At 59.0% G+C, this 21,240-nt stretch carries 18 protein-coding genes; 12 read left to right on the top strand and 6 right to left on the bottom strand.

Annotation, left to right across the window (positions count from 1 at the left end; translation table 11 throughout):
- Positions 1-58 precede the first annotated feature (58 nt).
- The 4 genes from acnA to GTP41_RS22275 form a co-directional block, all read right to left on the bottom strand.
- Positions 59-2,764 (bottom strand): aconitate hydratase AcnA, encoded by a 2,706-nt coding sequence (gene acnA, locus GTP41_RS22290; protein ID WP_161027784.1) that lies wholly within the window; start codon positions 2,762-2,764, stop codon positions 59-61.
- 15 nt (positions 2,765-2,779) lie between these two features.
- Positions 2,780-3,283 carry a hypothetical protein gene (locus GTP41_RS22285; protein WP_308700874.1) on the bottom strand — a complete coding sequence of 168 codons (504 nt, stop codon included), beginning with the start codon at positions 3,281-3,283 and terminating at the stop codon, positions 2,780-2,782.
- Positions 3,280-4,281: an HpcH/HpaI aldolase/citrate lyase family protein gene (locus GTP41_RS22280; protein ID WP_161027783.1), complete on the bottom strand. Its 1,002-nt coding sequence runs from the start codon at positions 4,279-4,281 to the stop codon at positions 3,280-3,282. The genes GTP41_RS22285 and GTP41_RS22280 overlap by 4 nt, the downstream gene beginning before the upstream one ends.
- Positions 4,282-4,374: 93 nt before the next feature.
- Complete coding sequence (locus GTP41_RS22275) at positions 4,375-5,364, bottom strand: malate dehydrogenase (RefSeq protein ID WP_161027782.1); 990 nt, start codon at positions 5,362-5,364, stop codon at positions 4,375-4,377.
- A 195-nt stretch (positions 5,365-5,559) separates the two neighbouring features.
- On the opposite strand from GTP41_RS22275, the gene GTP41_RS22270 reads away from it, so the two are divergent.
- From GTP41_RS22270 to GTP41_RS22235, 8 genes are all read left to right on the top strand, one after another.
- Entirely contained in the window at positions 5,560-6,345 is a 786-nt protein-coding gene (locus GTP41_RS22270) for a GntR family transcriptional regulator (protein ID WP_161027831.1), read from the top strand.
- Between the two features lie 137 nt (positions 6,346-6,482).
- The gene (gene sdhC, locus GTP41_RS22265; RefSeq protein WP_161027781.1) at positions 6,483-6,905 is read left to right on the top strand and encodes a succinate dehydrogenase, cytochrome b556 subunit; all 423 of its coding nucleotides are present in this window, start codon (positions 6,483-6,485) and stop codon (positions 6,903-6,905) included.
- On the top strand, positions 6,906-7,271 hold the full coding sequence (gene sdhD, locus GTP41_RS22260; protein WP_161027780.1) for a succinate dehydrogenase, hydrophobic membrane anchor protein: 366 nt from the start codon (positions 6,906-6,908) through the stop codon (positions 7,269-7,271). It abuts the gene before it with no gap.
- 3 nt (positions 7,272-7,274) lie between these two features.
- Complete coding sequence (sdhA, locus tag GTP41_RS22255) at positions 7,275-9,053, top strand: succinate dehydrogenase flavoprotein subunit (RefSeq protein WP_161027779.1); 1,779 nt, start codon at positions 7,275-7,277, stop codon at positions 9,051-9,053.
- A 16-nt stretch (positions 9,054-9,069) separates the two neighbouring features.
- Complete coding sequence (locus GTP41_RS22250) at positions 9,070-9,780, top strand: succinate dehydrogenase iron-sulfur subunit (RefSeq protein WP_161027778.1); 711 nt, start codon at positions 9,070-9,072, stop codon at positions 9,778-9,780.
- 8 nt (positions 9,781-9,788) lie between these two features.
- Positions 9,789-10,070 (top strand): FAD assembly factor SdhE, encoded by a 282-nt coding sequence (locus tag GTP41_RS22245; RefSeq protein WP_161027777.1) that lies wholly within the window; start codon positions 9,789-9,791, stop codon positions 10,068-10,070.
- A gap of 45 nt (positions 10,071-10,115) precedes the next feature.
- Positions 10,116-11,420, top strand: coding sequence for a citrate synthase (gltA, locus tag GTP41_RS22240; protein ID WP_161027776.1), 1,305 nt, complete (start codon positions 10,116-10,118; stop codon positions 11,418-11,420).
- Between the two features lie 108 nt (positions 11,421-11,528).
- Positions 11,529-12,527: a DUF4351 domain-containing protein gene (locus GTP41_RS22235; RefSeq protein WP_161027775.1), complete on the top strand. Its 999-nt coding sequence runs from the start codon at positions 11,529-11,531 to the stop codon at positions 12,525-12,527.
- A gap of 88 nt (positions 12,528-12,615) precedes the next feature.
- On the opposite strand, the gene GTP41_RS22230 is transcribed toward GTP41_RS22235, so the two are convergent.
- Complete coding sequence (locus tag GTP41_RS22230; RefSeq protein ID WP_161027830.1) at positions 12,616-13,902, bottom strand: leucine-rich repeat-containing protein kinase family protein; 1,287 nt, start codon at positions 13,900-13,902, stop codon at positions 12,616-12,618.
- A 3-nt stretch (positions 13,903-13,905) separates the two neighbouring features.
- A complete protein-coding gene (locus tag GTP41_RS22225) occupies positions 13,906-14,277 on the bottom strand; it encodes a BlaI/MecI/CopY family transcriptional regulator (protein ID WP_161027774.1) in 372 nt (123 codons plus the stop codon).
- A 183-nt stretch (positions 14,278-14,460) separates the two neighbouring features.
- Here GTP41_RS22225 and GTP41_RS22220 point away from each other — a divergent pair, with 183 nt between their 5' ends.
- From GTP41_RS22220 to GTP41_RS22205, 4 genes are all read left to right on the top strand, one after another.
- Complete coding sequence (locus GTP41_RS22220; RefSeq protein WP_161027773.1) at positions 14,461-17,175, top strand: type VI secretion system Vgr family protein; 2,715 nt, start codon at positions 14,461-14,463, stop codon at positions 17,173-17,175.
- Positions 17,176-17,252: 77 nt separating this feature from the next.
- Entirely contained in the window at positions 17,253-19,412 is a 2,160-nt protein-coding gene (locus GTP41_RS22215; protein ID WP_229503013.1) for a T6SS effector phospholipase Tle3 domain-containing protein, read from the top strand.
- Positions 19,409-20,893: a hypothetical protein gene (locus GTP41_RS22210; RefSeq protein WP_229503012.1), complete on the top strand. Its 1,485-nt coding sequence runs from the start codon at positions 19,409-19,411 to the stop codon at positions 20,891-20,893. Before GTP41_RS22215 ends, GTP41_RS22210 begins: the two co-directional genes overlap by 4 nt.
- Positions 20,893-21,156 carry a PAAR domain-containing protein gene (locus tag GTP41_RS22205; RefSeq protein WP_161027771.1) on the top strand — a complete coding sequence of 88 codons (264 nt, stop codon included), beginning with the start codon at positions 20,893-20,895 and terminating at the stop codon, positions 21,154-21,156. Before GTP41_RS22210 ends, GTP41_RS22205 begins: the two co-directional genes overlap by 1 nt.
- Positions 21,157-21,240: the final 84 nt, after the last annotated feature.

Here is a 21,240-nt window from a genome sequence, read left to right as displayed (position 1 = left end):
GCCACCCGAGGGTGGCGTTTTTTGTTGCTCAAAAAATGGGGTACGTCCCCATTTTTTATTAAGCAGCCAGCAGCTGGCGCAGCACGAATGGCAGGATGCCGCCGTGCTTGTAGTAGTCCACTTCGATCGGGGTGTCGATGCGCAGCAGGACTTGCACTTCCTTCTTCGAGCCGTCGGCGCGGTGGATGACCAGGGTAGCTTGCTGTTGCGGCTTGATGTCGCCTTCCAGGCCCTTCAGGTCGTACACTTCCTTGCCGGTGATGCCCAGCGATTCAACCGAGTCGTTGCCGATGAATTGCAGCGGCAGCACGCCCATGCCCACCAGGTTGGAACGGTGGATACGCTCGAAGGAGCGGCAGATCACCGCCTTCACGCCCAGCAGCTGGGTGCCCTTGGCAGCCCAGTCACGGGAGGAGCCGGTGCCGTATTCTTCGCCGCCGAAGATCATGGTCGGGGTGCCTTCCGCCACGTACTTCATGGCCGCGTCGTAGATCGACAGTTGCTGGCCGGATGGCTGGTGGATGGTGATGCCGCCTTCCACTGCGGAACCGTCGGCCTTGGCCGGGATCATCTTGTTCTTGATGCGCACGTTGGCGAAGGTGCCGCGCATCATGATCTCGTGGTTGCCGCGGCGCGAGCCGTAGGAGTTGAAATCGGCCTTCATCACGCCGTTGTCCTTCAGCCATTTGCCGGCTGGGCCGTCTTCCTTGATCGAGCCTGCTGGCGAGATGTGGTCGGTGGTGATGGAATCGCCGAACACGCCCAGTGCGCGCGCGCCTTTGATGCCGGCTTCCGCCACTTTCGGGGTCATCTCGAAGCCATCGAAGAATGGTGGTTCCGCGATGTAGGTCGAATCAGGCCAGTTGTACACTTGGCCTTCGGTCGAGGACACGTTTTCCCACAGCTTGCCTGGGTTGCCCTTGACGTCGGCGTAGTTGGACTTGAAGACCTTGGAGTTCATCGCGAACTTCATCAGCTTCTGGATCTCGGCGGAGGTCGGCCAGATGTCGCCCAGGTACACGTCCTTGCCATCCTTGCCCTGGCCGACTGGCTCGGTCATCAGGTCGCGGGTCACGTTGCCGGCGATCGCGTAAGCGACGACCAGCGGTGGCGATGCCAGGAAATTGGAGCGGATGTTCGGGTGGATACGCGCTTCAAAGTTACGGTTGCCGGACAGCACGGCAGCGGCGACGATGTCGTTGCCGGTGATGGTGGCGTTCAGTTCCGGGGTCAGGTCGCCGGCGTTACCGATGCAGGTGGTGCAGCCGTAGGCGGTGACGCCGAAGCCCAGTTTTTCCAGGTATGGCAGCAGGCCGGCGGCGGTCAGGTACTCGGTCACAACGCGGGAGCCAGGCGCCAGGGACGATTTGATGTGCGGAGCAACGGTCAGGCCGGCTTCCACAGCTTTCTTCGCCAGCAGGCCGGCAGCCAGCAGCACGCTCGGGTTGGAGGTGTTGGTGCAGGAGGTGATGGCGGCGATCAGGACGTCGCCGTTCTTCACGTTTACGCCATTGCTGGTGGTGTAGGTCTTGGTCAGTTCGTCGGCCTTCTTGTTGAAGCCGTTCTCGGTGGTTGGCTTCGAGAACAGGTCGGTGAAGGTCGCTTTGACGTTGCCGATTTCGATACGGTCTTGCGGACGCTTAGGGCCGGCCAGCGACGGGGCAACGGTGGACAGGTCCAGGTGCAGTTCGCGGGTGAAGTCGATGTCGCCTTTCTTCGGCACGCCGTACATGCCCTGCGCCTTGAAGTAGGCCTGGAAGGCGGCGATTTCGTCCTTGGTGCGGCCGGTGCCTTCGAAGTACTCGATGGTGGCGTCGTCAACCGGGAAGAAGCCCATGGTCGCGCCGTATTCCGGTGCCATGTTGGCGATGGTTGCGCGGTCGGTCACGGACAGCGACTCGGTGCCTTCGCCGAAGAACTCGACGAACTTGCCCACGACTTTCTCTTTACGCAGCATTTCGGTGATGGTCAGCACCAGGTCGGTCGCGGTGCAGCCTTCGCGCAGCACGCCGGTCAGGTTGACGCCGATCACGTCCGGGGTCAGGAAGTACACTGGCTGGCCCAGCATGCCGGCTTCCGCCTCGATGCCGCCCACGCCCCAGCCCACCACGCCGATACCGTTGATCATGGTGGTGTGGGAGTCGGTGCCGACCAGCGAGTCAGGGTAGTACACGCCGGATGCGTTGTGCACGCCGCGCGCCAGGTATTCCAGGTTGACCTGGTGGACGATGCCGAAGCCCGGAGGCACCACGCCAAAGGTGTCGAAGGCTTGCATGCCCCACTTCATGAACTGGTAGCGCTCGTTGTTGCGCGAGAATTCCAGCTTCATGTTCAGGTCCAGGGCCTTCGGCTCGCGGAAGTGGTCGATGGTGACCGAGTGGTCAACCACCAGGTCCACCGGGACCAGCGGTTCGATTTTCTTCGGGTTCACGCCCATTTTGGAGGCGACGTTGCGCATGGCGGCCAGGTCGGCCAGCAGTGGCACGCCGGTGAAGTCCTGCAGCACAACACGGGCCACGACGAATGGGATCTCGTCGGTACGGGCCGCGGTGGCGCCCCAGTTGGCCAGCTGCTTGACGTGTTCTTCGGTCACTTTCTTGCCGTCGCAGTTACGCAGTACGGATTCCAGTACGACGCGGATCGATACCGGCAGGCGGGAAATTTTTGCGCCCAGTTCCTTCTCCAGGGCTGGCAGGGAGTAGAACTTACCCTTTTTGCCCCCGATTGGGAAATCCTTAAGCGTATTCAGTGTGTTGCGGGACATGACCTCTCCTTGTAATTAAAGTCCGAGCGCTTGTTCAGATGATTTGCATTCGTTTGCCAGTTGGCGGTTCACCTTGGAATCCAGCAGCATGCCTTTGGCAGGAATGCCGATCCAGATCAGGCCTGCCAGCTTGTTCTCGAAGCGCTGCGCACCGGTGGTGGTGGCTTCGCGAGTCAGGCGGTGCAGGCGGTTCTTCCAGCGCAGCGCGATGCTGTTGCTATCGTCGGCATGGCTGTAAATGGTGATCTTGTTGCCCAGTTCGCAGGCGTAGTCGGTGGCCTTGTGCTCGGCCACGCTCGGCTCGCCCTCGGCCATGGCGGCACCGGCCGCGCCAGCTGCCGCAGCGCCGGCGGCGGCTTTGGCTTTCTTCGAGACGGGCTTTTTGGCCGGGACTTTGGCGGCGGGCTTGGCGGCAGCTTTGGCCGGCGCGGCGCTTTCAGCGGCGTGGGTGAGCGGTGCGGCGATGGCTGCGATGCATGCCAGGGCGCAGGCGGTGAAGAGTTTCGAAATCGACATCATTGGGCTCCTTTGGCTTCGCCCGCCCCGAGCAGGGCGGCAACGGTGTCAGGCAGCGGCAGGCCTGCGAGCTTGGCACGCTGCAAAACCGTCCAATAATAGCGATAGCTGGCGCGGTCGTGCAAGCGCCCGTGCTGGCTGATGGGGCCCCACTGTACCTTCTCCGCCTCATGCAGGATGGTGGCGGCCTCGTTGACCTCGGAAACCCGTGGCGTAAACGCCTTGATCACCGGTTTGATCTGGTTCGGGTGGATGCTCCACATGCGGGTGAAGCCGAATTCCGCGGCCGCGCGCTGGGCGTCGGTGGCTACCACGGCGGAATCCTTGATTTCGGTCGTCACGTTATGCGACGGCACCTTGCCGTGCGCATGGCAGGCGGCGGCGATTTCCAGCTTGGCGCGCACCACCAGCGGGTGGGTGAACTGGCCCGGCGTGCGCATGGCGCTGCCCGGCACGGCGCCGTAGTGGGCCGAGACAAAATCCATGATGCCGAAGGACAGGCATTCGACCTGGGGCAGGGCGGCGATATCGTGCACGTCGCGCAGGGCGCCGTGGGTCTCGATCAGCACGTGCACCGGCAGCGGGGTGGCGCGGCCGGACGTGGCGGCGTGCTTGTTCACCAGTTCGATGGCGCGCGCGACTTCCTGCACGCCGTCCGGCTTGGGAATCACGATGTAGGCCAGCTTGTGGCCCGCCTCGGTGCAGATGATCTCGACGTCGCGTTCGAAATGGGGGCTGTTCACATCGTGCACGCGGGCGCCGATGCGGTTGAACTGGTTGGCTTCGTCCAGCAGCAGCAGGGCGACCAGTTTGGCGTGCGATTCCTCGTTGCCGGCGGCGGCGCCGTCCTCGCAATCGAAGGTGATGTCGAACAGGGGACCAAGCTCTTGTTGCAGGGCCATGGATTTGCGCATCAGCTTCTCATTGCCTGCGTAGTGGTCGCAGGCGGGAAGCAGCAGCGGCTGGCGTGTGCCCTGGAATAAAACCTCGGATGGATGCATTGGTGCGGTAGAAGAAACAACAGCCGCGCTGCCATCGGCAGCGCGGCGGGTACGGCGGATCGGTGGTTTAACCGGTTCCACTGTAAAAGACGGTTATGGCAGCAGGTGCTTCACGCCTTCACGCTCTTCGGTCAGTTCCTTCAGCGTGATGTTGATGCGCTCTTGCGAGAACTCGTCGATTTCCAGGCCCTGGACGATTTTGTATTCGCCGTTTTCGCAGGTCACCGGGAAGCCGAACATGGTGCCTTCAGGGATGCCGTAGGAACCGTCGGAAGGAATGCCCATGGTGGTCCACTTGCCGTTGGTGCCCAGCACCCAGTCACGCACGTGGTCGATCGCTGCCGAAGCGGCCGAAGCTGCCGAGGACAGGCCGCGTGCTTCGATGATCGCCGCGCCGCGCTTGCCCACGGTTGGCAGGAAGGTGTTGGCGTTCCATTCCTGGTCGTTGATCATGTCCTTGACCGATGCGCCGGCGATGGTCGCGAAGCGGTAATCGGCGTACATGGTTGGGGAGTGGTTGCCCCATACGCACATCTTTTCGATGTCCTTGACGGCCTTGCCGGTCTTGGTGGCGATCTGGGACAGGGCGCGGTTGTGGTCCAGGCGCAGCATGGCGGTGAAGTTCTTCGCTGGCAGGGAAGGAGCGGACTTCATGGCGATGTAGGCGTTGGTGTTGGCTGGGTTGCCGACCACCAGGACTTTCACGTTGCGGGAAGCGACGGCGTCCAGCGCCTTGCCTTGCACGGTGAAGATCTGTGCGTTGGCTTCCAGCAGGTCTTTACGCTCCATGCCTGGGCCGCGTGGGCGCGCGCCAACCAGCAGGGCAACGTCGGCGTCCTTGAAGGCGGTCATCGGGTCGGAGTGGGCGGTCATGCCGGCGACCAGCGGGAACGCGCAGTCGTCGATTTCCATCATGACGCCTTTCAGCGCTTTCTGGGCTTTCTCGTCAGGGATTTCCAGCAGTTGCAGGATGACTGGCTGGTCTTTGCCCAGCATGTCGCCGTTGGCGATACGGAACAGCAGGGAATAGCCGATCTGGCCGGCGGCGCCGGTAACGGCAACACGCATTGGGGTTTTAGCCATGGTGAATCTCCAAGGTGGATAGAAAACGGTGTAAGCTCGTAATGATACGACAATTTAAGTCGGGGCAGACCAGCTTCGACGGCGAGTTTAGGCCTCTGTTGGCGGCGTGTCAATCCTATCTTATGTCTTATATAAGACAGATAACTGAAGGGTTTTTCTGGACGCGCAGGGGTATTTGTGGTGAAATCCCGGGCTATGAATCCCGTCACGCCCAACCAGACCACTTCTGACGCCACCGGCGTGGCAGCCGCCAGCGGACAACCGTCCCCCACCTTCTCCCCCCTATACCAGCAAATCAAGGGCCTGATCACGCAGAGCCTGCAGTCCGGCGAATGGAAGCCGGGCGAAATGATCCCGAGCGAAGTCGAGCTGGCCAACCGTTTCAAGGTCAGCCAGGGCACGGTGCGCAAGGCGATCGACGAGCTGGCGGCGGAGAACCTGGTCATGCGCCGGCAAGGGAAGGGCACCTTCGTCTCCACCCACCATGAGGCGCGCGCGCATTTTCGTTTTTTGCGCTTAATGCCGGACGAAGGTGTGCCGCATTATCCGGAATCGACCTTTATTGAAGTCAAGCGCCTGCGCGCGCCGGCCGAAGTGGCGCGCCTGCTGGACCTGAAGTCGGGCGACGCCGTGGTGTACATCAAGCGGGTGCAGAATTTCGACGGCGTGCCGACCATCGTGGAAGAGCTTTGGCTGCCCGGCCTGATCTTCAAGGGCTTGACCGCCGAGCGCCTGAATGAATACAAAGGCCCGATGTACGGCCTGTTTGAGTCCGAATTCGGCACGCGCATGATCCGCGCGCAGGAGAAAATCCGCGCCGTTTGTGCCGAAGCCGGCGACGCCGCGCTGCTGCGCGTGGCGGCGGGCACCCCGCTGCTGTGCGCCGAGCGGGTGTCGTTCACGTACGGCGATAAGCCCGTTGAATTACGCCGCGGGCTGTACTTGACGGAGCGTCATCATTATCAAAATGACCTTATTTAGGTGCGTTGCAGCAGATTTCAATAGAATTTTTGGTGATATCTAACAATAGATATTGGTCTGAACAGCAAAAATCGGCGAAAATCGCAGTTTCGCCAACTTTGGCAAATCATTTGTAATAAAGCATAGGGAGGTTGTATATGACTGAAGCCGTGCGGGATAACGCAAAAAAAGAGCGGCCAGAATTCCGTAACATCCACGTTACGGATCTGATGAATTACCGGCTGCCACTGGCCGGCATCGTGTCCATCTTGCACCGCGTCAGCGGCGCCCTGATGTTCCTGCTGCTGCCATTCGTGCTGTACCTGCTGCAGGAATCGCTGCGCTCCGAGTACACCTTCGCCAACTTCATGATCATCGCCTCCCATCCGATCGCCAAGCTGGTCATGCTGGCCCTGATCTGGGGCTACACCCAGCACTTCTGCGCCGGCGTACGCCACCTGGTCATGGACGCCCACATCGGCCTGGACAAGGATTCCGCGCGCAAGTCGGCTTCCGTCGTGCTGGTGATCACTGTGATCGTGACCGCGCTGGTCGCCCTGAAATTGTTTGGAGTGTTCTAAATGGCTAACAATAACATCGGCCCAAAACGCCTGGTTGTCGGCGCCCACTACGGCGTCAAGGATTGGCTGGTCCAGCGTGTGACCGCCGTGCTGATGGTGGTCTACACCGCCGTCCTGTTCTTCCTGGTCTTCACCTCGTCGACTCCTTCGTACGAAGGTTGGGCAGGCCTGTTCGCGCAGCAGTGGTTCAAGCTGTTCAGCGCGGTGACCCTGCTGGCCCTGTTCTACCACGCCTGGGTTGGCGTGCGTGACATCTGGATGGACTACATCAAGCCGGTTGGCCTGCGTCTGTTCCTGCAAATCGCTACCATTGGCTGGCTGATCGCTTGCGCCGCCTGGTCGCTGCAAATTCTGTGGAGTGTTTAAATCGTGGCAGCTATCAAATCTGCAATCCCAACCCGTCGCTTTGACGCGGTCATCGTTGGCGCCGGCGGTTCCGGCATGCGCGCCTCCCTGCAACTGGCGGAAGCCGGCCTGAACGTGGCCGTGCTGTCCAAGGTGTTCCCGACCCGCTCCCACACCGTGGCAGCGCAGGGCGGCATCGGCGCCTCGCTGGGCAATATGTCGGAAGACAACTGGTACTGGCACATGTTCGACACCGTCAAAGGTGGCGACTACCTGGGTGACCAGGATGCGATTGAATTCATGTGCCGCGAAGCACCGAAGGTCGTGTACGAGCTGGAACACTTCGGCATGCCGTTCGACCGCAACCCGGACGGCACCATTTACCAGCGTCCGTTCGGCGGCCACACCGCGAACTTCGGCGAGAAGGCTGTGCAGCGCGCTTGCGCCGCAGCCGACCGTACCGGCCACGCACTGCTGCACACCCTGTACCAGCGCAACGTGAAAGCCCGCACCCACTTCTTCGTTGAGTGGATGGCCCTGGACCTGGTGCGCGATGCCGACGGCGACGTGGTCGGCGTGGTGGCCCTGGAAATGGAAACCGGCGAATGCATGATCCTGGAAGCCAAGACCACCGTCTTCGCAACCGGCGGCGCTGGCCGTATCTTCGCAGCGTCCACCAACGCCTTCATCAACACCGGTGACGGCATGGGTATGGCGGCACGCGCCGGCCTGCCGCTGCAGGATATGGAATTCTGGCAGTTCCACCCGACCGGCGTGTCCGGCGCGGGCGTGCTGATCACCGAAGGCGTGCGCGGCGAAGGCGGCATCCTGATCAACTCGAACGGCGAACGTTTCATGGAGCGTTACGCTCCGACCCTGAAAGACCTGGCGCCGCGCGACTTCGTGTCGCGCTCGATGGACCAGGAAATCAAGGAAGGCCGCGGCTGCGGTCCGAACAAGGACCACGTGCTGCTGGACCTGCGCCATATCGGCTCCGAGACCATCAAGAAGCGCCTGCCGTCGATCCTGGAAATCGGCCACAAGTTCGCCAACGTCGACGCGACCAAGGAACCGATCCCGGTCGTACCAACCATCCACTACCAGATGGGCGGTATCCCGACCAATATCCACGGCCAGGTTGTCACGCCAAACGGCGACGGCACCCAGAAGATCGTGAACGGCCTGTACGCCATCGGCGAATGCGCCTGCGTCTCCGTGCACGGCGCTAACCGCCTGGGCACCAACTCCCTGCTGGACCTGGTGGTGTTCGGCCGCGCGGCCGGCAACCACATCGTGGCGCAGAACCTGAAGCAGAAGGAAAACAAGCCGCTGCCGAAGGACGCTTCCGAGTTCGCCATGGGCCGCCTGGACCACCTGGAAAACTCCACCGGTTCCGAGCGCGTGCAGGACGTCGCCAACGACATCCGCGCCGCCATGCAGAAGTACTGCGGCGTGTTCCGCACCGACGAAATGCTGGCCAAGGGTGTGGAAGAGATCATGAAGCTGGACGAGCGTCGCAAGCACGTTTCATACAAGGACAAGTCCAAGGTGTTCAACACCGCCCGCGTGGAAGCGCTGGAACTGGACAACCTGATCGAAACCGCCAAGGCAACCATCGTCTCCGCCAACGCGCGTAAGGAATCCCGCGGCGCCCACGCCCAGGACGACCACCCTGCACGCGACGACGACAACTGGATGAAGCACACGCTGTGGTTCTCGGAAGGCAACCGCCTGGAATACAAGGCTGTCGTCACCAAACCGCTGACGGTTGATACCTTCAAACCGAAACCACGCACTTTCTAAGCAAGGGCCTCAGAACATGGCACGCACTCTCAAATTCAAGATTTACCGCTACGATCCGGACAAGGACGCCAAGCCTTACATGCAAGACCTGACGGTCGAGCTGAAAGACACCGACAAGATGCTGCTGGACGCACTGCAGCGCATCAAGTCCGACGTTGACGACTCGCTGTCGCTGCGCCGCTCCTGCCGCGAAGGCGTGTGCGGTTCCGACGCGATGAACATCAACGGCAAGAACGGCCTGGCCTGCACCACCAACCTGAACGAGCTGAGCGAGCCGATCGTGCTGCGCCCGCTGCCAGGCCTGCCGGTGGTGCGCGACCTGATCGTCGACATGACCCAGTTCTTCAAGCAGTACCACTCGATCAAGCCGTTCCTGATCAACGACTCGATCCCGCCAGAGAAAGAGCGTCTGCAGTCGCCTGCGGAACGCGAAGAGCTGGACGGCCTGTACGAGTGCATCCTGTGCGCTTGCTGCTCGACCTCCTGCCCATCGTTCTGGTGGAATCCGGACAAGTTCGTCGGCCCGGCCGGCCTGCTGCAAGCCTACCGCTTCATCGCCGACTCGCGCGACGAAGCGACCGGCGCGCGCCTGGACAACCTGGAAGACCCATACCGTCTGTTCCGCTGCCACTCGATCATGAACTGCGTCGACGTGTGCCCGAAAGGCCTGAACCCTAACAAGGCGATTGGCAAGATCAAGGAACTGATGGTCCGCCGCGCCATCTAAGAGAAGCTATGGCGGAACTGGAAAAACGTGCGCACCAGGCCGACCCGGCGAACCGCGCGCGCCTTCGCTGGCGCGCACGCCGGGGCCTGTTGGAAAACGACCTTATCCTGACTCGTTTCCTCGACGCGCACGAAACAGGATTGACCGACGAGGAAGTGGACGCGTTCACGCGGCTCCTCGATTTGTCGGACAATGCACTGATGGATCTGGTCTTGGCCCGTAAGGAGCCGGAGGGCGAAATAGACCTGCCGCATGTACATGCGCTGCTGGCACGCCTGCGCCAAGCCTGAGTAATTGGTTTTTTTATTGCTGCATCTCTCCTAAAGGAAGAGTCCATGAACATCTCTGATACCAAAGCCACCCTGTCGTTCTCGGACGGCAGCCCATCGGTCGAAATGCCGATCTACAAGGGCACTGTGGGCCCGGACGTCATCGACATCCGCAAACTGTACGGCGCCACCGGCAAGTTCACCTACGACCCGGGCTTCATGTCCACCGCATCGTGCAACTCCTCGATCACCTACATCGACGGTGACAAGGGCGAGCTGCAGTACCGTGGCTACCCGATCGAGCAGCTGGCCGTGAACGCCGACTTCCTGGAAACCTGCTACCTGCTGCTGAACGGCGAACTGCCGAACGCAGTGGAGAAGAAGAAGTTCGTCGACACCGTGACCAAGCACACCATGGTGCACGAGCAGATGCAATTCTTCTTCCGCGGCTTCCGTCGCGACGCGCACCCGATGTCGGTCCTGGTTGGTACCGTCGGCGCGCTGGCATCGTTCTACCACGACTCGCTGGACATCAACGATGCCAAGCAGCGTGAAATCTCCGCAATCCGCCTGATCGCCAAGCTGCCGACCCTGGTCGCCATGGCGTACAAGTACTCGATCGGCCAGCCGTTCGTGTACCCGCGCAACGACCTGTCGTACTCCGCCAACTTCATGCGCATGATGTTCGGCAATCCATGCGAAGAGTACAAAGTCAACGACGTGCTGGTGCGCGCCCTGGACCGCATCCTGATCCTGCACGCGGACCACGAGCAGAATGCTTCCACTTCGACCGTGCGTCTGGCTGGCTCCTCCGGTGCCAATCCGTTCGCCTGTATCGCTGCCGGTATCGCTTGCCTGTGGGGCCCTGCCCACGGCGGCGCGAACGAAGCTGCACTGACCATGCTGAAAGAAATCGGCTCCGTCGAGAACATCCCATCCTTTATTGAGAAGGTGAAGGACAAGAACTCCGGCGTGAAACTGATGGGCTTCGGTCACCGCGTCTACAAAAACTTCGACCCACGTGCGAAGCTGATGCGCGAAACCTGCCACGAAGTGCTGAACGAACTGGGCCTGCAAGACGACCCACTGTTCAAGCTGGCCATGGAACTGGAAAAGATTGCACTGAGCGACGAATACTTCGTTTCCCGCAAGCTGTACCCGAACGTGGACTTCTACTCCGGTATCGTGCAGTCGGCCCTGGGCATCCCAGTGTCCCTGTTCACCGGTATCTTCGCCATGGCCCGTACCATCGGCTGGATCGCCCAGTGGAACGAAATGATCGCCGACCCAGAGCAGAAGATCGGCCGCCCACGCCAGCTGTTCATCGGCTCGGCAGTACGCGACGTGCCTCCGCTGAAGGACCGCAAGTAATACTTGCCGGCCCCGGCCTCAAAAAAGCGAGCTTCGGCTCGCTTTTTTTTATCTATCGTTTGCGCTATTCGGCCTTGGCCTTCCGGCAGTCCGCCTAGACTGGGCCACATGCCGACCGCCCAGCGCGACAATTACGACAGCCCCTGGAAAAGTGCCGCCCGGCGCTATTTCCGCCATTTCATCCGTTTTTTCTTTCCTACACTTTATGTGCTGATCGATTGTTCGCGCGGATGGCGTTTCCGAGAGCAGGAACTGGAGCAGGTTTCGCTCAGCGATAAACCCTCATTCCTGATTGCTGACCTGTTGGTGGAAATTAGTCTGCGGGACGGGGAACAAAATGCGCTTCTACATATCGAAGTACAGGAAAAGGTGAGTCGCTCTTTACGACGCCGAATGTTCACGTATTTCGCGAGGATCTATACGTTAACCGGGTTGCCAGTTTGCAGTTTGTTGATTACGCCCAATGGTGTGTACTCGACACAACAATGTCGTGTTAAGGAACTTGAATTCAATCTTCTGCATATCGCAATTGAACGGCTGCCAATTGGTCTTGAGCAGCTGGTCCGGCATAAGAATCCATTTGGGTTGATTTGCGCGGCATATATCTGGGCGAAAAAGACGCACGGCAATTGCGAGGCGCGCAGGAAGGAGAAGTTAACGATTATCCACGCGATAACGGCCAAAGGTTGGTCTCGGCGAATGGCCCGTGACGTATTCCGGGTGGTTAATTGGATGATGCCTTTGCCAGCGGATATGGAGCGTGAACTTTGGCGACGAGTGCTAAGAAATAGGAAGGAGAACGATATGACTTGGATGTGTCCGATCGAAAAAATATTCTACGAAGACGGCGAAAAGAGTGGGTGCCGAAAAGGAATCGCGCTGGGTATTCAGCAGGGTATTCAACAGGGTATTCAACAGGGTATTCAGCAGGGACGCAAGGCTGCCATGAAAGAACTACTAGAGCGCCAAATGGAAGGCCGGTTTGGGCCGCTCTCTGAAAACGTCCGCAAAAGGCTGGAAAGGGCATCGTCCGAAAAACTTGCGGTGTGGGGCCTGGCGCTCCTTGACGCCAATAGCGTGGGACAGGTGTTCCGAAAAAAGCTGTGACGTGCCAGATGCTGGCATAATCAGGCTATTCTTTAGCGTAAAAGACTTGCTGAGCAGAGGGTAAGCACCCAGCGCTTGGACAAATGCATTAAGGTGCAAGGGAGGAGAGGCGTGCCACGACCTCAGCGAATGCTGGGCGCCCCTGGGGTGACGGGTGTAAGCAATCGTGCATCAATTGCTGCAGCGAGGGGATATTTGCATCGCTGCGTTCAAGCAACTCCTCGAGCAGGCAGCCAAATGCCCTGACTTCAATTTGCTCCAATGCGGACGATAATGAATCCCGAGGCTCGAATAATGACGCCGCGCCGAAATCCCCGAGTACAGCGTTGCCATTGCCGCAGTAAAGAATATTATGGCCATACAAGTCGCCGTGCATAATGCCTTGCGCGTGCAAGCGTTCGGCGGCAGATGCAATGCCAGACGAAATATTTAATACTGTATCGACGCTGAACCAGGCATCCTCGGCGTAAATATCGCGTGTACAGCTTTGCAGGTTAGGTGGGCCGGCGAGATTCCGCAGGCTGGAGTCAATCAGCGGCATTACCAGCGCCGGTACTCTTGCAGGATGATCGGGAATAATTCCCAACACGGGAATTAAATTAGGATGCCTGCCAGCACCAATACATGCTGCCATTTCGTGCTCAGGCAAACCATCGCTGGTCATTGCGCCCTTAAAAACTTTCACCGCCACATACTCGTCATTCAATTTGGCGCGGTGAATAATGCCGGACGCTCCTTCGCCTAATTTCTCCTGTAGCGTTAACTCACGCCAGGGGATATTCGTGACAGGCGGTGGCGCGGCGGTGTGTGTCGCGCTGAATGGATTCCCGGCAAATGCTAACCACGAGAGTCGCGGCATTGCCAGCAGCCATTGTGGCAATTCGGAAAGGTTATTCGCAGCAATGCGCAGTAATTCCAGTTTTTCACACTTCGCCAAGGTCGGCGGCAAAGTCCGCAAGCGATTCCCCGACAGCATTAACTTTTGCAGGTCAGCGCATTGGCCCAACTCGTCAGGTAATTGCTCGAGGCGGTTGTCGGTTAATACCAGCCAGCGCAGGCCGGAGGGTAGGGCGGAGGCTGGGACGGACGTGATTTGGTTCGCCCGGAAGCCGATCATGGTCAGGTTGCTGCAACTGCCCAGCACTTCCGGCAGTTTGGTGAACTGGTTGTCGGAGCAAAAGATAATGCGCAGGTGTTTCAGGAGCGGCAAGTTGTCCGGCAGGCGGGTAAGGGCGTTGCCGGACAGGTCGAGGATTTCCAGCGAATCGGCCAAGTCGAAGATCTCGTCGGGAAATTCGGTGAGGCCGGCGCGGATTTGCAGCCGCGTCACGCCGGCCAGTTCTCCGGCGCGCAGTTGTTCAAGAGTGTGCATCAGGAATTATTTCTCTTCGTCCAGCAGGGCGCGGATTTCGGCGCGCTCTTTGGCGCTGACGGTGCCGCCCTTCAAGGCAGCGAGTACCAAGGCCTTGCCGGAACCGGCAAATGCCTTATGAATCAGGTCCTTCAGCAGGGACGTCTGGATCGAGTCCTGCTGCTCGGCAGGGGAGTAGACGTGGGCGCGTTGGCTCTCATCCCGCTGCAGCAGCCCCTTGGTGTGCATGACCTGGAGCAAGCGCAGCACGGTGGCGTACTGCATGTCCGGGCGGGACTCGAGAGCGGCCTCATGCACTTGGCGCGCCGTCGCCGGGCCCAGTGCAAACAGCAGGCGCAGCATCTCCAGTTCGCTGGGTGTCGGTTTTGGCAGGCTCATAGTCAATCCGGGATAAACATCGATGGACCTAGAATAAATGATCTAGACAGAAAAGTCTACACCGGCACACAGGGGTGAGCGAACGTTTACTAAGCGCCGATTCGATTGAAATTAATCGAACGACAAGGAAAAGCATTTTTCGCTAGAATGCCGATTTTGCAACTGTTGCCGAGTGACAATTAAATGGCTAGCGACCAACTTGCTGGGCTTATTTCTGGGCTCATCCAGAACCGACGCATCCTCCAACTTCACACCCCAGCTTCCGCGCCGGACGCGGTCAAGCGGCTGGTTCCACTCCAGGTGGCCGGGCAGGAAGCGGTTTGCGGCGGCTTTCAATATCGCCTGCAATGCCTGAGCAATGACGATCAGTTGCCATTGAAAAAGCTGCAGGGCCTGCCGCTGGCATTTGCCATTGGTGACGATAGCGGTGAAGCGCGGCCGGTTTGCGGCATTGTCAGCCGCGCCGAATGCGTGCTGTCCGACGGCGCCTTAACTGTTTACGAATTGGTGCTGCGCGATGCCCTCAGTCTGCTGGCGCAACGTAGCACATGGCGCGTGTTCCGCGACGCATCGGTGCTCGATATCAGCAACCAGATCCTGTCGGAGCATATCCAGCAAAACCAGGTGCTGGGTGCGGCCTTCCAGTTCTCGCTGTCGGGCGCCAGCAAATCCTACCCGCCGCGCTCTTTTACTTTGCAGGCCGGGGAGAGCGACGCCGACTTCCTGACCAGGCTATGGCGCCAGGAAGGCATAGCCTGGCACTTCGACCACAAGCTGGACGATGGCCGGCCGCTGCACCGCCTGTGCCTGATCGATAGCACGGAAGCCTATCCCGACAATCCGGCCGGCACGGTACGCTTCCACCGCGCCGACGCCACCGAGCAGCGCGATACAGTCGTGGCCTGGCAAGCCTGGCGCGAACAGGCGCCGGGTGAGGCACGGCGCAGCAGTTTCGATTACAAGAGCGTCAACACCACCGAGGCCCAGGCCCCGGATATGCTGGAGCAGGGCGATGCCGGCAGCCGCCTGTCCGAAACACTGACTGACTACCAGTACGACGCCGCGCGCTTTGGCGCGGGTTCCGGACATTACGAGCAGCAGGCGCGCAGCCGCATGCTGGCGCACGAATACCTTTCCAAAGGCTTCAGCGGCGAAAGCGTGGTGCGCCAATTCCGCAGCGGCACAGTGTTCAACCTGAGCCAGCACGCGGAAATCGACAGCCACCCTGAATCCGAACGCGCCTTCATCCTGACCCGCCTGGAGCTGTACGCCCGCAACGGCATGCGGCTGGATGCCAAGCTGGCCCGCTCCCTGTTCCGCGGCTGGCCGCAAGCGATGCGCGGCGCCGACGGGCACCAGTCGAACGAAGCGCCGGTGTACTACAACCAGTTCGATTGCGTACGGCGCTCGATTCCGGTCGTGCCGCATTACGACCCGGCCAGCGTGCCGCAGGTGGGCATGCTGAGCGCCATCGTCGTCGGCGCCGAAGGCAGTGAGATCGACGTCGATGAAATGGGCCGCATCGCCGTACGCTTCCTGTTCGCCCGCCCGGAAGAACACGCGAAAGGCGCAGGCGCCAGCGGCACGCCGCGCGACTCGGCGCGCATCCGCGTATTGCAGCCGTGGGCCGATGCGGGATTCGGCACTGCGTTCTGGCCAAGGGTAGGCAGCGAAATCCTGGTCGGCTTTATCCAGGGCCATCCCGACAAACCGATTGCCTTGGGCGGCCTGTATGACGGCACCCACGACACGCCGCGCTTCAACGGCTTTGGCAGCCTGCCCGCCAACGCCGCCCTGTACGGCATGCGCACGAAAGAGCTGAAAGCCCAGCGTCACAACCAGCTGCGCTTTGACGATACCAATGCGCAAATCAGCACGCAGATCCTGTCAGAGCACGCAGCCACCCAGCTGAACCAGGGCTGGCTCGGTACGCCGCGCAGCGAAGGCAAGTCCAGCCCGCGCGGCGAAGGCTTCGAGCTGGCCACCGATGCAGCGGGCGCACTGCGCGCCGCCAAAGGCATGCTGGTCACCGCCTTCGAGCGCTTGAACGCCAACGGCAAGCAGTTGGACCGCAGCGAGACCTTATCCATGATGGAAGAGTGCCTCGGCCTGTTCAAAGCACTCGGCAAATACTCCGCCGAACACCAGGGGCAAGCAGCCGACAATGAGCCGCAAGCCAAACTGCACACCGACCTGCAGCAATGGGAGCAGGGCAGCAATACCGAACCGGGCGGCGCCGGCGGCCGCCAGCCAGTGATTGCATTAACCGCCCCGGCTGGTCTCGTGTTCAACACGCCCAAGGCGGCGGTTACCCATGCCGGCGAGAACATCGACCAGGTCGCGCTCAAGAACATGCAGCTGGCCAGCGGCGAACGCACAGTGGTCAACGCTGGCAAGGGCATCTCCATGTTCTCCCAGTCGGAAGACTTCAAGCTGATTGCGCATCAGGGCAAGTGGCTGGCGCAGGCGCAGCACAACGATGTGCAGGTGGATGCCGCCAAGAATATCAAGCTCAGTGCCAGCGGCGGCAAGGTGCAGGTGATCGCCAGCGAGGAAATCATGCTGGTGACCAGCGACGGCACGTTCATCAAACTGGGCGGCGGCAAGATCACCATGGGCTGCAACGATGCCGCCACGATCCACGCGGCCACGCACCACTGGACCAGCCCCGCCACGGAAAGCGCCGAGCTGCCCAAATTCGATAAAGGCGACGTGGGGCGCGTGCCGCAGCTGATCAATCCACTGACCAAGAAGGGCATTCCTGGAATGCGCTACGAGATCACCCGCAGCGACGGCAGCATTCTCAAAGGCGTTACAGATGCCGAAGGCCGCGCCGCCAAGATCGACCACGATGCCTTTGAGGGCATGAAGGTGCGCTTCTTCGATGCAGAGAACTAATTTTTAACTAGCTGAATATGTCTGATACGAGTCCAAGTAATCTCGATTGTGACCGCGTCCTGGGCGGTGGCAATTGCATGCTCTTGCCTGACAAGAGCGAAGCGAAATTCACCAGCAAGTTGCCCTTGCCTGGTGTGATTATTTTTGTGCACGGCGTGAACTCCGATGGCGAATGGTATGAGGCTGCGGAAGAGGGGCTTTGCGATGGACTAAATACGCGGCTTAAACGCCGTCCGTTACGTTCCATTGCTGAGGAGCGCGTTAATCCCTTTGTCAGCGTAAACGAAGGCTTGTTGACGCCCGCTCAATATACTTCTGAGTTAACTTCCTCTGGGTTTGTAGACGCCGAACGAAGTAGTAAAAACTTTATCAAGCCTGACGCTAATTATTCGCCCGTCATTCGCTTTCGTTGGGGCTACAAGTGCAGCATGGATGACGTGAAATTGTGGGGGAAACGAGTATGGCTCAATGAGCACGATTATTGGGGCGGGGGGCCCTTCGCAAACGGTTGTTCGGCCGTGGCGGACCTTTGGAACGATGGGGTTGATGATCGCCTCTTCGCCTGGATTACCGCTCAGCATCTCAACCCGGCCATCGGCCGGGATGTCTATAAATGCCCTTCACGTACATACTACGTTCATGCTGCCCTGCGACTGGCAAAGCTAATAAAGTCGATTCGCGAAAAGCAAGCGGATTGTCCTATTACGGTGGTGTGTCACAGCCAGGGCAATGTTGTTGGCGTTGGCGGCGCCTTCCTCGCAGATAAGCTTGGTATCCAGGCCGACAATTACATCTTGTGCAATCCTCCGCTCAGCCTTTTGACTAAGAATTTCATGGAGAATTATGCGCAGAGCGGAATGCGTAGTTCTAATGGCAGTCACGGTCGTGTGACTGGGCACGCTCGCGTTACTACGATGAAGAGCTATCTTGAGTTGCTACGTGCGCGCGCATCTTGTGCGCAATCGGATGCGGATGTCGATAAGGCAATGTCCGGCGGCCAGCCAACATCCGACAGTTTTAAAGCGGCAGAAGATAGGGCGCTTTATGGCTATAAGGGCGATCGCACCTATGGCCGGGTGACTTTGTACTGCAATCCCCATGATCAAGTGATTTCTGCAACTCCCATTCAAGGTATCGGCTGGCGCGGAGTAAGTCACGAGGAAATCAAGAAGATTGATCCCGCAGGCGATGTTTTCAGCCAGCGTGTATTCGCATCCCAGTACTTGACTGGGCAAGAACCGGGCAAGGGTAAGGCATCGACTTACAACTACTGGACGGATCGCTGGAATGCGAGCAAATCGGAACTGAAAGACGGCAAGCTCGGTGAAGAGCATAAGAAGGATTTCTGGTACCCTCCCTCACCAGTTGCAAAGTACAGCATCAAACAAGGTATCGAATCATCGGGAAATCTGTTGACAAAATCCCTCACAGTGGTCAGTGCGGTCGTCATGAAGCCTGGTCTCTATTTGGCATCTTCGCCAATCAACGCTGATCCGCCAAGCGATGGCGCGGGATGGGAAATACCGATTGACGCACCAAAGTTACCTATTGCCTTTTTGCCTGAGGCAAGGCGATTTGGGAAGTTGTCACAAAAATTTGATGAGGGGTATGACCCCATGGGGAATAGTCGCGATAGTAAGAAATCGGAGAAGTCTATCGAGGACCCGTATGACCAGCATCGGGATCAGGTTGGGAAAGACGGGCAAGAGGATAAGGCATTGGGCAATGAGGATAGTGAGAAGCAGCAACGATATGAAGATCGTGCAAGGCTACGGATGCAAGCTCGCCGCAAAGACTGGGTGGACGAGAAGTCTGGCTCTGTTGCTGGCGAAACAGAGAATGGTCCAGCCACAGAGGAATACACCGCGTGGCGAAATGATCAGATTAGCGAGTTCCTAAAAGTTGGGATTGATATTCCGGCGACCGACCATTCGACTATTGTGACCAACCCCATGCATGCGGAACGCGCGACTGCCTATGATGTAGCTATCGGTGTTGCCCGGCTGACGGATGACGACTGGCGCGACCTGAGAGTTGAGGCAGATTGGAGATACGTTCGGTCATTGGGCCCTGAGCATCCACATGCGTATCTCAGCGAGTATTTCGCCACTGGCTATATGAAGAAACAAGATATCGCTACCTGGGCCAACTCAGATGGTGACGCGCGCATGCCGGCAGCAATTCTGGATGAGCGTACGTCTGGAAAACCACGGGAAAGAGAGCGCAACGGCAAATGAACTACCTTCTCAACTTGTGCGTTATCAGTTGGCAGAGACGTCTATTTACCTCTCTCGTCATCGCCATCCTGGTATTTATCGCCACAATCTTCTGGCTGCGGCAACTCGATCCAAATATTACCAATCAAATGTCTAACGGAGCCTTTATGACCCGTCTGTTGGGAATTCCCGCGTTGGTGGCGCTTTCGTGTCTTGCGTTAACAACTGGGTGTAGTCAACTCGCAAATAGAACAAGTGTCGCGTCCGGAACTGCAGAAGTAGCTGTTGCTTCTAGCCAGCCGTTTAGAGTACAGGTCGTAGGCGTCCAGTGGCTTAATCCTTTAGTCCGTAGAGACTATCCGACTGAATGGCAGCTTCTTTGGACCTTGGGTTTGGTCAAGCCAAATAGGAACGATGAGAAAGTAAAAGAGAAGCCTGCGAAATTTTCTACTGTCCAGCCAATTGCTGCAATTGCTGTGAATTTGGGTAAGAACACGCCCGCTGGCTTTCTGGATGCCTACTTAAGTGACACCTTCAAGCCACTCAGCCGCGGCTATGCAACGGAGGCGAAGTATTTCTATACAGTACAGCCCGAAAAGGTGCAGTACTGGCGGGAGTTGCATGGCATTCACGTTGAGGTCGCTGTCCCGGATATTCCTCAGTTGGGTGCCGATCGAGTCACAGCAATGGTTGTTGATCAATTGGATGCTCAGTTTGTATTTCGCTCTGTCCCGAACCTTTCTACGGCAAACATCCCCGCCGACGTGAATACTACAGTTGGTGGGGCGAACGTCGGCTTCACTTCGCTTGCGAAAGCTATGGATTACTTGGAGAAGCACCCAAATAAGAGTGTCTGGGTCTATAGCTGGGATAGTCCTGATTTCCCCAAGGACGAGCAGATGTCTGAGAACAGTACCTTGCTTGTCCTCGCAGGCCCGACGTTCAACACAGAGCGTGAGCCGTTGGCGTGGATCAGCCGCCCCTCAGTACAGGAAGCCAAGACGTTTGAGGCGCGCGACGGCCAAAGTCGTGTTGCGCAAGCCTGGCAAACGGCGATCCGTAAGGCGAGCGAACAGGCAAAGATTGAACCAACAAAGATCAGCTATGTAATCCACGATGCAGGCTACGGGAATGATGTGAGCGGCGAGCGTCTCGGTATGTTAGGTCAAGCATTGGCGACTACGGCCCCAGAACTGGATTTCATGAAGCAGACCTTCAATACATCAAAGCTCCTTGGCGACATGCGCGCCGGCAGTGCGCTTACCAACATTGCTTTGGCAATCGCCTGGACGCACCAAAAAGGGCAGCCGGTGCTGGTGGCCGGCACCACGGAGCCCGAGCGCGCGACGGTCGTTGTGGTGACGCCTCCGGCGAAGCCGCGTTTGTATAACCCGGATAAGGACTGGTTCCGCGCACGCGGCGAAGGCACCACTTACTTGCCATGGTGGGGCATGCGCAAGGACGAGAAGTGGGATAGCTACATGCAGGGCTATTCCTTCTGATGAAAGGTGTCATTCGCCTGGGCGATCCGACCAGTCATGGCGGGAAGGTCATTAGCGCAAACGCGCGTAGTAGGGTACTGGGCATCACCGTTGCGCGCGTTGGTGACATGTGCGTTTGCCCGATTTCGGGGCACAGTGTCTGCGTGATTGTGGAGGGACACCCGACCATCAAGGTTGACGGCATTGCTGTCGCCTTCGAGGGGCATAAGACGAGCTGTGGCGCATCGTTGATTTCGACCGTCGCGAAGTCGGGAGCAAGTTAGGTGGCAATGAGTTCTTTTGGCGGACCTGCCCAGCGTGGCAGTGCTGCTCGGCCTGATGGCCATCTCAGCGCTCACGGGCGCGGA

This window comes from Pseudoduganella guangdongensis, from assembly GCF_009857475.1.
In the GTDB taxonomy this organism is placed as follows: domain Bacteria; phylum Pseudomonadota; class Gammaproteobacteria; order Burkholderiales; family Burkholderiaceae_D; genus Rugamonas; species Rugamonas guangdongensis.
The sequence above is the reverse complement of the archived record's forward strand: the minus strand, read 5'-3'. Positions and strand labels throughout refer to the sequence as shown.